Origin of the sequence: Paractinoplanes rishiriensis (assembly GCF_016862375.1) — a bacterium.
Classification (GTDB): Bacteria; Actinomycetota; Actinomycetes; order Mycobacteriales; family Micromonosporaceae; genus Actinoplanes; species Actinoplanes rishiriensis.
On record NZ_BOMV01000007.1, the window covers coordinates 471,856 to 486,798 of the forward strand.

At 71.1% G+C, this 14,943-nt stretch carries 6 protein-coding genes; 1 reads left to right on the forward strand and 5 read right to left on the reverse strand.

The genetic code is table 11. The features are described 5' to 3' along the window. Positions 1–30: 30 nt before the first annotated feature. The 3 genes from Ari01nite_RS06085 to Ari01nite_RS06095 all read right to left on the reverse strand — a co-directional run bounded on the left by Ari01nite_RS06085 (position 31) and on the right by Ari01nite_RS06095 (position 8,377). Positions 31–5,793 (reverse strand): peroxidase family protein, encoded by a 5,763-nt coding sequence (locus Ari01nite_RS06085; protein ID WP_203780047.1) that lies wholly within the window; start codon positions 5,791–5,793, stop codon positions 31–33. A 158-nt stretch (positions 5,794–5,951) separates the two neighbouring features. Beyond that, positions 5,952–6,707, reverse strand: a complete 756-nt coding sequence (locus Ari01nite_RS06090) for a hypothetical protein (protein ID WP_203780048.1) — start codon at positions 6,705–6,707, stop codon at positions 5,952–5,954. Then, positions 6,707–8,377 (reverse strand): multicopper oxidase family protein, encoded by a 1,671-nt coding sequence (locus tag Ari01nite_RS06095; RefSeq protein ID WP_203780049.1) that lies wholly within the window; start codon positions 8,375–8,377, stop codon positions 6,707–6,709. Before Ari01nite_RS06095 ends, Ari01nite_RS06090 begins: the two co-directional genes overlap by 1 nt. A 136-nt stretch (positions 8,378–8,513) precedes the next feature. On the opposite strand from Ari01nite_RS06095, the gene Ari01nite_RS06100 reads away from it, so the two are divergent. Then, complete coding sequence (locus tag Ari01nite_RS06100; protein ID WP_203780050.1) at positions 8,514–10,220, forward strand: AfsR/SARP family transcriptional regulator; 1,707 nt, start codon at positions 8,514–8,516, stop codon at positions 10,218–10,220. Between the two features lie 5 nt (positions 10,221–10,225). On the opposite strand, the gene Ari01nite_RS06105 is transcribed toward Ari01nite_RS06100, so the two are convergent. Continuing rightward, positions 10,226–12,349: a PKD domain-containing protein gene (locus tag Ari01nite_RS06105; protein WP_203780051.1), complete on the reverse strand. Its 2,124-nt coding sequence runs from the start codon at positions 12,347–12,349 to the stop codon at positions 10,226–10,228. 104 nt (positions 12,350–12,453) lie between these two features. Then, complete coding sequence (locus Ari01nite_RS06110) at positions 12,454–14,943, reverse strand: glycoside hydrolase family 2 protein (protein ID WP_203780052.1); 2,490 nt, start codon at positions 14,941–14,943, stop codon at positions 12,454–12,456.

The following is a 14,943-nucleotide window of genomic DNA, read 5'->3' on the forward strand; positions in this document are numbered from 1 at the left end:
ACCAGACCCGGGCCGTTCGCTATGCGGTTGTCACTTCGGTGCGGTGAACACCGTCCGGCCGCTGCCGGTGCCGACCGCGTTCACGGCCTGCACCGAGACCCGGTACCGGCTGCCCTTCTTGACGCCGGCCGGTGCGGTGAACGCCGCGCTGCGGACGTTCGCCCGGACCAGCATGACCACCGGCGAGCCGAGGGCCTTGCCGCTCGCGTTCAGCCGCTGCCAGGTGACCCGGTAGCCGGTGACCGCGGTGCCGCCGGTGTTCGACGGAGCCGTCCAGCTCACCGTGGCGGTGAGCTTGCCGCCGGCCGGACCCGGCTTGACCGTGACCTTGGCGGGGGCGCTCGCCACCGTCCGCGGCGTGGCCGGCTTGGTGGCGGTCGACCGGTCACTGCTGCCGGCCTCGTTGACCGCGCGGACCCGGAACCGGTACGAGGTGCCGTTCGCCAGGCCGGTGACGGTCAGCTGCGACGCCGTGGCCGCCGCGGTGCGTACCGCTCCGATGCGGGCGCCGGTCTGCGCGTTCGTGACCTCGACCTCGTAGCGCAGGATCGGCGAGCCGCCGTTGTCGGCCGGTGCCGTCCAGCGCACCACCGCGAGACCGTTGCCGACGGTCGCCTGGCCGATGATCGGGGCGTCCGGAGCGGTCGGCGTGCCCGGCGCCGGGTCGGTGGGACCCGGGTTGGGGTTCGTCGGACCGGGGTTCGGCGTGGTCGGACCGGGCGACGGGTTGGTCGGCGCCGTGGTCGGGGTGGTGGTCGGCGGGGTGGTCGGCGTCGTGCCACCCGGAGCGGGGGTCGTCCCGCCCGGAGCCGGCGTGGTGCCACCGGGAGCCGGCGTGGTCGGCGTGGTGGTCGGTACGTCGGTCGGCGTCGTGGTCGGGGTCGTGGTCGGCCCGTCGGTCGGCGTCGTCGTCGGCGTCGTGGTCGGCGGGGTGGTGGGCGGGGTGGTGGGCTCCTCGGTCGGGGTGGTGACCGCGGCGGGCACCACAACGTTGGACATCGCGGAGAACACGCTGGCGCCGGCGGCGTTCACGGCCCGCACCCAGAAGGTGTAGGGCACGCCGTTGCTCAGTCCGTACATCAGCATTTCGGTGGCGTCGGGGGCAGCCGCGTCGACGCCCACCGCGATCCCGGTCTCGGGGTCGAGCACCTGGATCTCGTACCCGTAGATCTCGCTACCTCCGTTGAAGCCCGGTGCGGTCCAGCGGACCGTGGCCGACTCGTCGCCGGCGGTGGCCAGGCCGATGGTGGGTGCGCCCGGCACCACGGGGGTGTTGGGCACGGTCGGCTCGACGGTCGGGGTCGGAACCGGGGTGGTCGGGTCGACCGGCGGGGTCGTCGGGGTCACCGGCGGCGTCGTCGGGTCGACCGGCGGGTTCGGGATGACCGGCGGGTCGTCGTCGCCCTCTTCCTCGCCCTCGGGGTCCTCCGGGCCGTCGTCGCCCGGCGGGTTGGTGGTGGTGGCGACCGGGGTCACCGGGACGGACGGCGGCGACCAGGCGCCGGGTCCGCCGGCGGTGTTGGCCCGCACCCGGAACCAGACCGGGGTGCCGTTGGGGAGACCGGTGACGATCAGGCTGGCGGTGTCCACCGACAGCTCGGTCAGGATCGGGCTCGCACCGTCCAGGCCGTTGTTCTGCTCCAGCGTGAGCCCGGTGATGGTGCCCGAGGTCAGCGCCGGCGGCACGGTCAGCAGCACGGTGGCCTGGCCGTCACCGGCGAACGCGGTGACACCGAGCACGGCCGACAGGCCGGCCACGTCCACCGTCTCGTCGGCGAACTGGATCTTCTCGACGTTGCGCACCGTGTCGTTGCCGTCCGGGCCGGAGATCAGCAGGCCGCCGACGATCGGCGTGATCGCGTAGTCGAACCGGACACCGGCGTACACCGCGACGTCGTTACCCGGCGTCGCCGAGGACTTGATCTCCCGTACGACGAAGATGTCCTTGGGGTTGATCTTGCCGGCGAACACGTCCGCCTGGAGATCGGTCATGGAGCGCGCGGACCGGATCTCGTTGCCCGCCTCGTCGCGGACGCTGAGCCGGACATTCAGGTAGCGGTCGCCGTCCAGGATGTCGTCGCCGAGGCGACCCTCGATGGTGTCGTCGCCGGCACCGCCGAGCAGGATGTTGCCCTCGCCCCACACGTTGCCCTGCAGGTCACAGGGGCGACCCGAGGCGTTGCCGACGGCCGAGACCGGCGTGGGCAGCAGGGTGACCACCTGGTCGAGGCCCGCGATCCGGGCCACGCCCCGGGCGTCCAGAGCGTTGCAGCCGATCATGCCCGCACCGCCCAGGGTGGACGGAATCCGGTCGTCGCCGCGCAGGATGTCGTTGTGCGCACCGCCGGAGAGCGCCTCGACCTCGTTGTAGCGGTCGCGGACACCGACGTCGAGCACGTCCAGCGGCAGCAGCGGCAGGTCCAGGTCGGAGTCCATGGCCTGGTCGTCGCCGCCCTGCTCGGGAGTGGCCGCGATGGACCAGTCCCAGCCCGAGCCGCCGGCGTTCTTCTCGATGCCGGGGCCCTGGACGCCGACGTCGTCGCCGCCCTCCATGTCGTAGTCGTCGTCGCCGCCCTGGCCGACCAGCACGTCGTGGCCGGGCCGGTTGGAGTCGTCCAGGAAGAACAGGTTGCCGCTGTCGCCCTGGAGCAGGTCGGGCCCGTTGCCGCCCTCCATCCAGTCGTTGCCGGAGTCGCCCCAGGACAGGTCCTCGCCGTCGCCGGCGATCACCAGGTCGTCGCCCTCACCGGAGAACGTGACATTGGCGTTGGCGCCGCCGTTCAGGAAGTCCTTGCCGGTGCCGCCGTTGACGATGTCCAGGCCCGGGCCGCCGTCGACGGCGTCGTTGCCGGGACCACCGCGCGGCATGTCGTCGCCGCCGAGGTCGGTGATGATGTCGTCGCCCTCGCCGCCGAGCGCCACGTCGTTGCCGGCGCCGCCCTCGAGGACGTCGTCGCCCTCGCCACCCCACAGGGTGTCGTTGTCGTTGCCGGCGTACACCCGGTCCCGGTTGTCGGTTCCGGAGTAGACGGTCTGCGCGTTCAGGCCCGGCTTGTCGACCGAGTTCCGGGCGCGGTACTTGATGGTGCCGTCCGGCATCCGGATCAGCATGGCGTGCTCGTCGCACTCGGTGGCCGGGTTGTCGGCGACCGTGTTGCCGAACTGCTCGAAGCCCTCCTCGGTGCCGGCCAGGGTGGCCAGGTCGAACTTGCAGTCGGCGGTGGAGAACACGTCGGCCCGCAGGTTCTGGGTGCCGGTGGTCCGGCCGATCAGCTCGGCGAACGAGTTGCCCTCGAGGTTGGTGCGCAGGTTCATGCCGGTGGTGCGGGCCAGGTAGTAGAACCGGTCACCGTTCTGCAGCCGGGTCAGCTGCTCCTCGAAGACGTAGTTGAAGGTGCTGCCGAGCAGGCCGCCGAACGGGTCGCTGACCTCGGCGAGGCCACCGATCCACAGGTCCACGTTGTCCAGTCCGGAACTCGCCGCAGTCCAGCCGCTGGTGGCGTTCAGGAACGCCGCGGCGTCGGCCGGCTGGGTGTCGCCGACCTCCGGGTCCACCAGGGCCCGGGCCGCGTCCCGCTTGGCGGCCACGGTGGTCGCGGCGATCACGGTCGGGTGCTTGCCGTACGCGGCCACGAAGTTGATCAGCGACTCGGGGTGCTTGAGGTGCTCACCGAAGTCGACCCAGCTCGTGTACGGCTTGAGCCGGCCGTCGTTGGTCTTGTCGTGCAGGGTGCGGCGCAGCACGTTCAGCGACGGCACCCCTTCGGACCGGCCCCGGGCGAGGTTCAGCGACGCCAGGTCCATCGGCAGGCCGAGCAGGTTGTTGCGCAGCGTGTCGGTCATGAACTCGTCGAGCTCGCTGCCGACCTGGTCGGACATGCCGGTGATGACCTGGGCGGCTGCCTGCTCCGGGCTCAGCGTGCCCCCGTCGGTGTAGGCCGGCGGGTTGAGGAAGCCCTCGAGCAGCGACATCGACGCGTCCGAGCCGTCCTCGCGGGTCCGGGTGATGGTCTCGGTGAGCATCGAGTGCCCGAACCGGTAGACCGCGTGGGCGAACTCGGCGAAGATCGCCGGGTTCAGGTCGGTCTGGGTGAACGCGAACGGCTGGAACGGGTTGATCGACGGCGCGATCTTGCGGGCGAACTCCTCGAAGACGAGGTGCTGGTACTCCATCTCGTTGACGAACTTGGCGGCCTGGAAGAGCCGCTCGCCGTTCCAGGCGCCGCCGGTCAGCTGCCACTCGGCCAGCGCGTCGCCGTCCTCGGTGAGCACCCGCTGGATGTCGTAGATCAGCCGGTTGTGCTCGGCGTGGAAGACCTGGTGCACCGCGGTGAGACCGATGTTCTCGTTGACCCGGCCGTCACCGGCGATGTAGTGGGCGTCGAGCATCTCGTCGTCGTAGGTGCCGGCCGGCTGCGCCGCGAAGTCGGCGCTGGCGACCAGGTCGTCGTCGGGCCGCGGCGCGGCCGGCGGGGTGGCCGGGTTGTGGTCGTGGTCCTCCGGCGTCGGGTCCGCGTGGTGCGCGATGTCGGACAGGAACGGCACGGTGGCGCGCAGCGCGTCCGCGGGCACCTTGACCGGAGCCGCGACGTCGCCCTCGATCAGGCCGGTGGCGGTCACGTACTGCGGCAGGCCGCGGGCCGGGCCGGGCACGAACTTGCCGTACGCGTCGGCGAGCACCACCGGGACGGCCAGCACGTCGGCGTCGACCAGGTCGAGACCGAGCAGCTCACGGGCCTGCTTCTTGGTCTCGGCCCAGGTCGGCAGGCCGCCGGCGGCACCGTTGAGCATGGCGCCGGTGGCCACCGGTCGACCGCTCGCGTCGTTCGCGTACTCCCGCAGGAAGACCTGGTGGGTGGCGTGCGACGTGTAGGTCTGCGAGTTGTCGACGAACGGGGTGTCGATGTTCTTGGCTTCCTGGACGTCGTCGGCGGTGCCGAGGCGGCCGTCCGGGCCAGGCTGGTTGGCGGCCCGGGTCATCGCCATGAAGCGCATCGACGGCGGGACGTACCGGGCGTCGCCCGGCTTGGGGTCGTCGGCGTTGCCGGGGACGCGGTCCGGGCCGGCGATCAGCGGGTCGTCGGCGCGCAGCGGGACCACGACCGTGCCGCCGCCCTTGACCGTGAGGTCGATGCCGTGGTCGAAGAACTGCCCGAAGAGCGTGAACCAGGAGTTGTACGGGGCGGACAGGCCGACGTCGGTAGTGACGTTCGGGATGACCACCGTGCTGCCGTCCGTCTCCGGCTCGGCGCCGCCGTTCTGGCTGCGGACCGGGTTGCCGGCGGCGGCCACGGCGGCCGGGTTGTTCGCGGTCTGGTCGGCGATCAGGTTGCTGATCATCCGGGGCTGCGAGTCGACCACGTAGTTGTTGGCGGTCTTGCTCGCGTAGGTGGTCGGGAACGACGGGCTGCCGGCGCCGAACATGCCGGGCGGCGCGGTCTCGGCGGCCGCGTAGGTCTTGCCGCCGAGGCGGGGGAAGACCTGGTCGACGGCGCCGTAGTGCTCCTGGCCGGGGGTGAGGTTGTTGCAGGAGCCGTCGACGGTTCGCAGACCCATCGAGAGCAGGGGGCTGCCCAGCTGGTCGGCGCCGGTGCCCAGCAGGGCGCCGCAGGGGCCGGTCTCGCTCGTGGTGTTGGCGACGTGCGCCTCGGCGATCTTGATCTGCTTCAGAATGTAAGCGAGATCAGCCGCGGTGACGGTGAACCCACTTCCGATGGGCGCCGCGTGCGCGGGCGTGGCCACCAGAACGGTGGCGAGCAGCGCGCTCACTAGGGCGACGGACCGGAGCCTCATAGGCCTTCTCCTTGGGAGCTAGGAAAACCCGGAATTTCGTACATCTTGGGCAAGTCGGGTGTGGTCTAGCTCTCGCCGACCTGAGGGGTAGCTGAGGCGGCCTTAAGCCATGCAAATGGGCCGCCCCGGCGATCCGGGGCGGCCCTGAAAGGGACTTCTTAGTGGTGACCGGACGATGTGTCGGCCAGATCGGGCAGGCCGTTGCTGAGGTCGACGCCCGGACCGGGCAGATTCGCGGAGACCTGGACCCGGTCGGCCGGCACCTGCGCGGCCTCGCCCATGGCCTCCCGCACCGCCTCGACGGTGGCGTCGCTGAGAACCCCGCCGAAGTACCGCACGGTGACGCCGGCCTTCTGCACCTCGGCCCGGTAACCGGTGAGCGCGTCGGTCACGATGCCCTCGGCGTCCATCCGCGCCTTGACCTGGCCGGGTTCGGTGCCGAAGGACGGGATCACCGCAAACGTCACGTCGTGCACCAGCACCGGCTCGACCAGGTAGAACGCCACGTCGGCGGGCTGGTTGTCGCGCATCATCGCCTCGGCCCGGTGCGCCGACATGCCCTCCGGCAACACGAAGGTCATCTCCGGCACCAGGTAGTTCAGCATGTGTTCGCTGAACACCGCGAACGTTGCCTCGGTCAGCGTGCCGACGTCGTCGCGCTTGGCCGCGGCCTGCAGTTCCTTGCGGATGTTCGCGGGGTCGGCGCCCTTGGCCGGCACGATCGCAATGGCCGCCCGCTTGCGCACCATCGGCCCGTCGTACGAGGTCACGACCTGTTCGTCACCGCTGTCCCCGCGGATCGCGGTGACCTCGGCGACCGGTTCCGGTACCCCGGCCACCGCCGACCAGTCCACGCCCGCGGCCACCGCCAGGATCGCGGTCAGGCCGGCGGCCAGCTTGACCCGGGCCCGCATCAGGTGCCCAGTGGGTAGCTGGGGCCGTACGTCACCGGCTGCTCGAGTTCGCCGTCGCTGATCGGCCGGTCCGACGAGATCGGGTCGTTCAGGGTGGCGTCGCCGACCGCGAACTGGATCATCATGTCGCTGTCCTCGTGCACCAGGTTGTGGCAGTGCGTCATGTACCGGCCGCCGTCGTTGCCGTCGCCGGTGATGAACTGCATGATCACCGAGACGGTCTCGTTCTCGCCGAGGTAGAACGTGTCCTTCGCGCCCTCCTCCCACGCGTACGGCTTGCCGTCGGAGGTGTTGTCCCGGGCGATGATCTTGCCGTCGATCAGGTGGATGTGCAGCGGATGGAACCAGCCGCCGGACCGGTTCTCCAGGTCCCAGATCTCCACGTCGTACGGCTGCGGGTTGCCCAGCACCCGCTTGAAGCCACTGCGCTGGACGTCCTCCCAGGTCTCCCCGTTGATCGTCCAGAGGCCGTGCTTGCGCTCCACGCTCAGCTTGCGGCGCGCCTTGGACATCGCCGGGGTGAGCTGGTCGACGTGCAGGGCGCCGCGGTTGGCGTACGGCTGCGGGCCGCAGTCGAGCGTCGTCGGCATGACGTACGGGTCGGCCGGACCGGAGCCGGCGACCACCTCGAACTGCATGATCTTGTCGGTGTTCTTGAAGTCGACGTTGTTCTTGTTGCTCAGGTTCCTCAGCTCGATCCTGGTGCCCGGCTTGTACTTCCGGAAGTCGATCAGGATCTCGTAGCGCTCGGCCACCCCGTGCCGCCACGACTTCAGGGCCACCGGCTTGGGCATCAGGCCGCCGTCGGTGGCGACCATGTGCACCGGCTCGCCGTTGCTCAGCGTGAACCGCCAGGAGCGCGAGATGGCGGCGGCCAGCACCCGGAACCGGTAGACCCGCGGCTTGACCTTCATCTTGGGCCACGGCACGCCGTTGACCAGGATGATGTCGCCCATCACGCCCTCGTGCGAGTCGTCGTCGAAGGCGAGCGAGCCGTTCGCGTTGAACGCGATGTCGCTGACCACCAGCGGCACGTCGAACTCGCCCTGCGGCAGCTGGGCCTGCTCGTACGGGTCACTGAGGGTGTACATCGCGGCCAGGCCGGCGTACACGTTCTCGGCGGTCATGCCATGCTCGTGGTCGTGGTACCAGAGGGTGCGGGCCGGCTGCCAGTTCGGGTACTTGTAGCTCTTGCAGTAGCCCGGCGCGGTCGAGTCGTTGGCGTACCCGTCGTACTGCGGCAGCGACGCCGAGCCGTGCAGGTGGGTCACCGTGTTGAACGGCAGCCCGTTGAGCCGCTGGATGGTCAGCGCGTTAGCGACCCGCAGCTCGATCCGGGTGCCCTGCTTCGCCTTGATGGTCGGCCCCGGGAAGATCCCGTTGTACCCGGTGACGGTCGTGGTCAGCCCCGGCGCGATCGCCGCCAGCCCCGCCTTCTGCGTCACCCGGTAACGCTGCCAGGGGCCTTTTTCGTCGACACCCTCGGCGACCGGCATGAGGACGGGCGGGCGCCGGAACATATTCGTGTACGGCACCGGCATGTTTTTGGCGGGCAGGTTGCTCGAAGCCGCCCGGACCGACCCACCGGCGGTCGCCACGATCAGGCCCCCGCCGCCCATGGCGAGAGCACCCTTCAACAGGTTGCGTCGGCTCAGATTTCCGTGTGCCATGAACCCCGTCCTCTCCCGTTCGTGGGGGCAGACGCTAGGAGTTCGCTCTGACGTATCCCTGAGCAAAACCTGAAACCCCTGAACTCGCGGTCTCCGCTGCCGATTCAGGCCGGGAGAAACTTCAGGGGAGGCCGGGATGCGGGTCAGGGTCATGGGACAGCTGACGGTTACCGACGACGACGGTGCCGAGCTGTCGGCCGGGGAACTACCCCGGCGCGCCCGTCAGGTGCTGGCCGTGCTCGCCGCGCGGCACGACCGGATCCAGTCCAAGGACGCGCTGGCCGATGCGGTCTGGGGCGACGACCTGCCGGGCAACCACGTGGCCGCGCTGGAGCACTACGTCTCGGTGATCCGCCGGCGGCTGCAACCGCAGGGCTCGGCGGCGACCAACTTCATCGTGACCCGCAGCGGCGGTTACCTTTTCGACACCACTCGGGCCCACCTCGACCTGGCCGACCTGCGCCGCAGGGTGCGCGACCTGGACAGCCTCACACCCGGCAGCGCCGAGCGGGTCGCCGTCTACGAGTGCATCCTCCAGCTGGCCCTGGACCTGCCGTTCGCCGAGGACCCGTACGCGGATTGGGCCGACTCGGCGCGGACCGAGGTGCAGATCGCCGCGGTCAACGCCCGGCTGGAGATCGCCTCGGCGGTGCTCGAGCGGGACGCCACCCGGTCGCTGCGCCTGGCCCAGGAGGCGATCGACCTCAACCCGTTCCTGGAGCCGGCCTACCGGGCCGCCATGGACGCGGCCGTGGCCATGGGCCGGCCGGACGACGCGCTGCGGTTCTTCGAGCGCTGCCGCAAGGTGCTCAGCGACGAGCTCGGCGTTACGCCGTCGGCGGACCTGCTGCGGCTGCACCGCGAGATCCGTGCCGAGCGGCAGTCCGAGTCGGCCGGGCCCCGGCAGCCGGCCCCGATGGCCGGCTCCGGCCGGCGGCCGGAGCGGTTCCTCGGCCGGGTTCCCCAGCTGCGCGTCGTGCTCGAACCGGACGCGCCCAAGGTGGTGCACATCGTCGGCCCGCACGGCTCCGGGAAGTCGGCGTTCCTCGCCGAACTCGCCCGGCACATGCCCGGTGCGGTCGGCATCGGCTACGCCGGCCTGGCGATCGGGGTGCACCGGCTCGGCTGGCTGCGGACCGCACTGGTCCAGGTCGGCGCCGGACCGGACGTGCTCGCGCTGGTCGACGCCGCGCCGGCCGACACACCCATGCGGCTGGCCGACATCGAGGCGGTCGGCACCACGCTGATCGGCCCCGATCCGGTCTTCCTGGCGGTGGACGACGCGGCCGAGCTGGACCGGGCGAGCGTGGCCGAGCTGGCCTGGCTGTCCCGGCACTGCCCCAACCTGTACCTGGTGCTGACCTACTGCTACCCGTCCGAGATCACCAGCAAGCCGGTGGCCGGCCTGGGTACCCCGGTGGTGCTGCGGCTGGAACCGCTCACCGAGACCGAACTGGCACCGCTGGGCGACGAGGCCGCGCTGATCCGTACCGGCGGGATCCCGGCGCTGGTCGCGGTGGCGCACCGGCCGCACGAGATCGCCTCGGGGGTGGGCATGCAGACGGCCCGCGGCCGTACCCGGTGGATGCCGGACCCGGCCTGGGACGTGCTGCGCTACTGCGCGGTGCTCGGTCCACTGACCGCGGCCGATCTGGCCACGCTGACCGGGCATCCGCAGACCGACGTGCTGTCCTGGATCGACCACCTGGTGCACGCGCACCTGCTGATCGAGGGCCAGAACGGAGAAGTCGGCCACCGCAGCTCGCTCATTCGCGATGCGGTGGCCGACCAGGTGTCCGAAGCGTCCAGCCGGCATTTACGGGACCGGCTGGCCGCCTCCTAACTCATTCAGTTGGTGACGTTGACCGGGAAGGCCAGCGTCCGGGCACCCGTCGTGGAGATCAGGCTGATCGTGGTGGCACCGGCCGGCTGTGGTCCGGTGACCCGGATGCTGAACGCACCGGCGGCGTCGGTGTTGGCGGTGCCGATCACCCGGCCGGTCAGCGCGTTGCCGACCACCGCGGTGACCCGCTGCCCGGCGACCAGCGTGGTGTTGCCGGAGATCCGCCATTCGTTGTTACCGGTGCGGTAGCGGACCGCCATGCCGGCGAACGCGTCCGGCTGCGGGGTGATCACCACGCGGTCGGTAGTGGTACCGGCCGGGTTCGTGGTGGTCAGCTCCAGGGTGACCGCCTCGTTGTTGTAGACGAACCCGGCGTTCGGTCCGGGTGCGGCCGGCAGGGCGTGCACCGGGAAGGTGAACGACGGCCGCGAGGTGGTGGCGCCGGTGATGCTCACCAACGGACCGGAGACCTGCCGCCAGGAGTAGGTCTCGGCACCGGTGGTGGCGCTGCCGTTCAGGTTGACCACCCGGCCGCGGATCGCCGACTGGTCCGGGCCCGCGTTCGCACCGGGCAGGGCCGCGCCCACCACGGTGACGCTCACCGTGACCGGAGTGGCCGCGCCACCCGGACCGGACACCGCGAGGCGGAACGTGTACGTGCCGGTAACGGACGGGACGAACGTGGCGTTCGCCTGGTTCGCGTTGGTCAGCGTGACCGCCGGGCCTCCGGTCTGGGTCCAGGTAAAGGTGTCGATCTCACCGGTCGAGCCGGAACCGTCCAGCCGCACGGTCTGGCCCACGATCGGGCCGGCGTCCGGGCTGGCGGCGACCGCCACCGGTGCGGCCGGCGCGAACGTACCGCCGGCACCGACCAGCGGCACCGTGGTCGAGCCGCCCTTGGCCGAGGTGACCGTGACGGTCGGCGGCGGCGCGGTCACTCCGGTGAACGCGGTGCTGGTGAGCGCGCCGAAGCCGGTCACGGTCAGCGCCGGGTTGGTCAGCCGGTCGCTGGAACGGGCCCGGACGAGCAGGGTCCGGGCGTCCGAGTCATACCGGACCTCCTCGACCCAGACCATGTCGGTGGCCGACCTGGTCTTGCGCGCCACCGGGTTGTCACCCGTGTTGACCACCTCGATCATGGTCCCGTTCGGCATCGGCCCGGTGATCGGGAAGCGGCCGTAGTACCGGGCCCCGCTGCTGCGCAGCCGGGTGGAGCGGTACCCCAGGGTGGTGTTGCCGACGACGTCGATGCTCTGGCCTGCCTCGCTGGTGGCGAAGACGTCGAGCGAGCCGGTGCCGTCCGGGTTGAGCGAGTACGTCGCCTGGGACAGATCGACGCCGGAGTTCACCGCGAGCCGGCCCTGGACGCTGAACAGGTCGGTGAAGCCCATCTGGGCGAGCACCGCACCGGTCGTCGGGTTGAGCCGCTCGATCCGGATGAAGTTGGTGCCGTACGGGCTGCCGACGATCCGGTGCTCCACGCCCGGGTCGCCGGTGTAACCGGCCGGCGCGGCCGGCGCAACGGCCGGGTCCCAGCGCAGGAATGGACCCACCCGGCTGTTCATGGCGAGGCCGAAGTTGCCGGCCGCGATGCCGATGTCCTCGGTCATGTTGACGCCGCGGTCGTCGGCCACGATGTCGTCGATGCCGTACGGGTGGGTGATCCGGTACCGCTCGCCCTGGTTGGCGTCGAACCGGATCCGGACGCGGCCGAAGACGATCTGGTCGCCCTCCGCCGCGACCTCACCGGCGAACGCGCCCTCGAGGTCCAGCCCGATCCCGGCGTCGACCCCGTTGGTCATGGTCAGCTCGGCGCCGGCCAGTTGGTAGAAGAACTCGCCCGGGAAGTTGTCCGGCCAGGAGACCGGAGCGTCCGGGTCGGGCAGTTCGTCGGCGGCCGCCGGGCACAGCGGGTCCTCGACGGTGACACAGGCCTCCAGCCGGAGGCCGTTGCTGTCCCGGTACCAGGCCGGGAAGCCGTTCTCGGCGATCGGCCCGACCTCCACCAGCCGTCCTGTTCGTGGTGTGGCGGGTGTGACCGGGACGGCGATCGCCACCCCGGCCAGTGGACCGGCGATGGCGAACGCCACCCCCAGCCCGAAAGCCATACGTCCCAGCGATTTCCTCATCGAGCTCCCCAACCTAGATCGGCACCTGCAACGGGGAGGACCCTGTCGCTGATGCCTCACGTCCGGCTGAGGTCCGGCTGAAACCGCTCGATGATCTTGCTGAACTACTTCAGGATGTCATTCACGCAGCGCAAAACGGGCCGGCTGGTCAAGGCCGCCAGGTCGAGCGGGTCCCCGCCACGCACCGTGAAGGTCACCGACTCGCCGGGCAGCAGCGTGACGCCGGCCCGGTCCACTTCGGCACCGGGGTCGAGCCGGTCGGGATAGAGCGTGAGCGCGCGCAGAATCGTCCCGGCCGTCACGGTTACCGACGAGTCACCGACCTCGGTGCGGAACTCCGGGGCCGGCCACGCGATGTCCTTGTCGGCGGCGAAGAACCACCAGGCTCGTTCGTCACCGCAGTCCGCAACGATCAGTTCGGTCGCCGGGTCGTCCGCGGTCGCCACCTCGGCCGGCAGCGGCAACGTCACCGCGCCGCCCGGCTCGACGGTGGCCGCCAGGTCGGCGCCGGCCAGCACCTCGCCGGCCAGGTTGCGCCGGGTCACGATGGCCGTCACGGTCCACGGCCCGGTGCCGTCGTTGACCGCGACCAGCGCCGGTGGACCGTCCGGCGGGACCACCGCGCCGGGTTCCACCGGCCGGTCCGGTCCGCCCGGGGTGATCTCCCGGCCGCTGCGCGGCTGCAAGGTCAAAAGCCGGTCGGCGTACGCGTCGCGCAGCGCGAACCAGAGCGGCTTCTTCCGGCCGTCGCCGTCGACCGCGGCCCACGAGGTCACCGGCCAGCAGTCGTTGAGCTGCCACATGATGGTGCCCATGCACAGCGGGCGCAGCGACCGGAAGTGCTCGATCCCGAACGCCAGGGCGCGCGCCTGGTTGAGCTGGGTGAGGTAGTGCCAGTCGTCGAAGTCGCGCGGCGGCGGCAGGTGGTTGGCCAGGCCGCGGGCCAGTTTCGCGTCGCCGTCGGCGGCCTTCTGGTGGTGCACCATGCCGGGCGAGTCCGGGGCGAGCGGGTCGTCGGACAGGGCCCGCCGCAGCGTCGCGTAGGCGGGCGGGGCCTGGAAGCCGAACTCCGCCACGAACCGCGGCCGGTAGGTGGCGTACTTCGTGTAGTCGTCGGTGTTCCACACGTCCCAGACGTGCGTGGTGCCGGCCGCCGGGTCGTTCGGGTGCCGGTCCGGGGTGCCGGCGTACGGGCTGCCGGGCCAGTACGGCCGGGACGGGTCCAGCTCGGCCACGATCCGGGGCAGCAGCCGGTGGTAGTAGCCGGAGCCCCAGGTGCGTCCGTTGAGGACCGGTTTCCAGCCCCAGTCCTCGTACCCCCACAGGTTTTCGTTGTTGCCGGTCCACATCACCAGGCTGGGACGGGCCGCCAGCCGCACCACGTTCTCCCGCGCCTCGGCCTCGATCTCGCCGGCCAGCGGCTCCTCCTCGGGATAGGCCGCGCAGGCGAAGAGGAAGTCCTGCCCGACCAGGAAGCCCATCTCGTCGGCCAGGTCGTAGAAGTCCTCGGACTCGTACCGGCCGCCGCCCCACACCCGCAGGTAGTTGACGTTGGCGTCGGCGGCCTGCCGGAACCGGGTCGCCAGCCGGTCGCGGGTGATCCGGTCGGCGAACACGTCGTCCGGGATCCAGTTGACGCCGCGCACGAACACCGGCACGTCGTTGACCACCAGGGTGAACGCGTCGTCCGCGGTGTCGATCCGGACCGAGCGGAAGCCGACCCGGCGGGACCAGGTGTCCAGCCGCTCCCCCGCCGCCGAGTCGACCGTCAGCTCCAGGTCGTAGAGGTGCTGCTCGCCGTAGCCGCGGGGCCACCACAGCTCGGGCTCGTCGACGGTGAGGATCAGCAGGGCCTCGATGCCGTCCACTGTGGCCTGTGCGACCCGGCCGGCGACTCTCCCATCGATTTGCATGGGTTTTCCGCCGCGGGTCAGCACAGCCCGGATCGTCACCGGTTCCTCGGCCGCCCGCTCGAGTCTGACCCTCAGTTCCACCCGGCCCACGCCGCGCGCCACCGTGACCTGCGGCCGGACCTCGGCGAGCCGGGCCACCCGCCACGAGTGCAGGCCGATCGGCTGCCAGACGCCGGCGGTCACCAGCGTCGGCCCCCAGTCCCAGCCGAAGTTGCAGGCCTGCTTGCGGATGAAGTTGAACGGCTCGGCGTACGCGCTGGGCCGGTCGCCCAGCTCGCGCTGCAACGCCTCGGCGTACCCGTACGGGCTGCTGAATTTGATCTTCAATTCGTTGTCGCCCGGACGCAGCAGGGGCCGCACGTCGAACCGGTAGCTCCGGTGCATGTTGGCGGTGCGGCCCACCGCCTCGCCGTTCACCTCGACGTCCGCGACGGTGTCGAGCCCGGCGCAGACGAGGTCGATCCGCGGCGCGTCGAGGTCCGTGCGGAACGAGGTGCGGTAGGTCCAGTCGGTACGCCCGATCCAGGCCTGCTTGGTCTCGTTCTCGTCCAGGTACGGGTCCTCGACCCGCCCGGCTGCGAGCAGGTCGGTGTGCACGCAGCCGGGCACCTTCGCCGGCAGGTCTGCCACGTCCGCGCCGGAGATCGTCCAGCCGTCGTGCAGGGGGTGGTACTCGGTCAC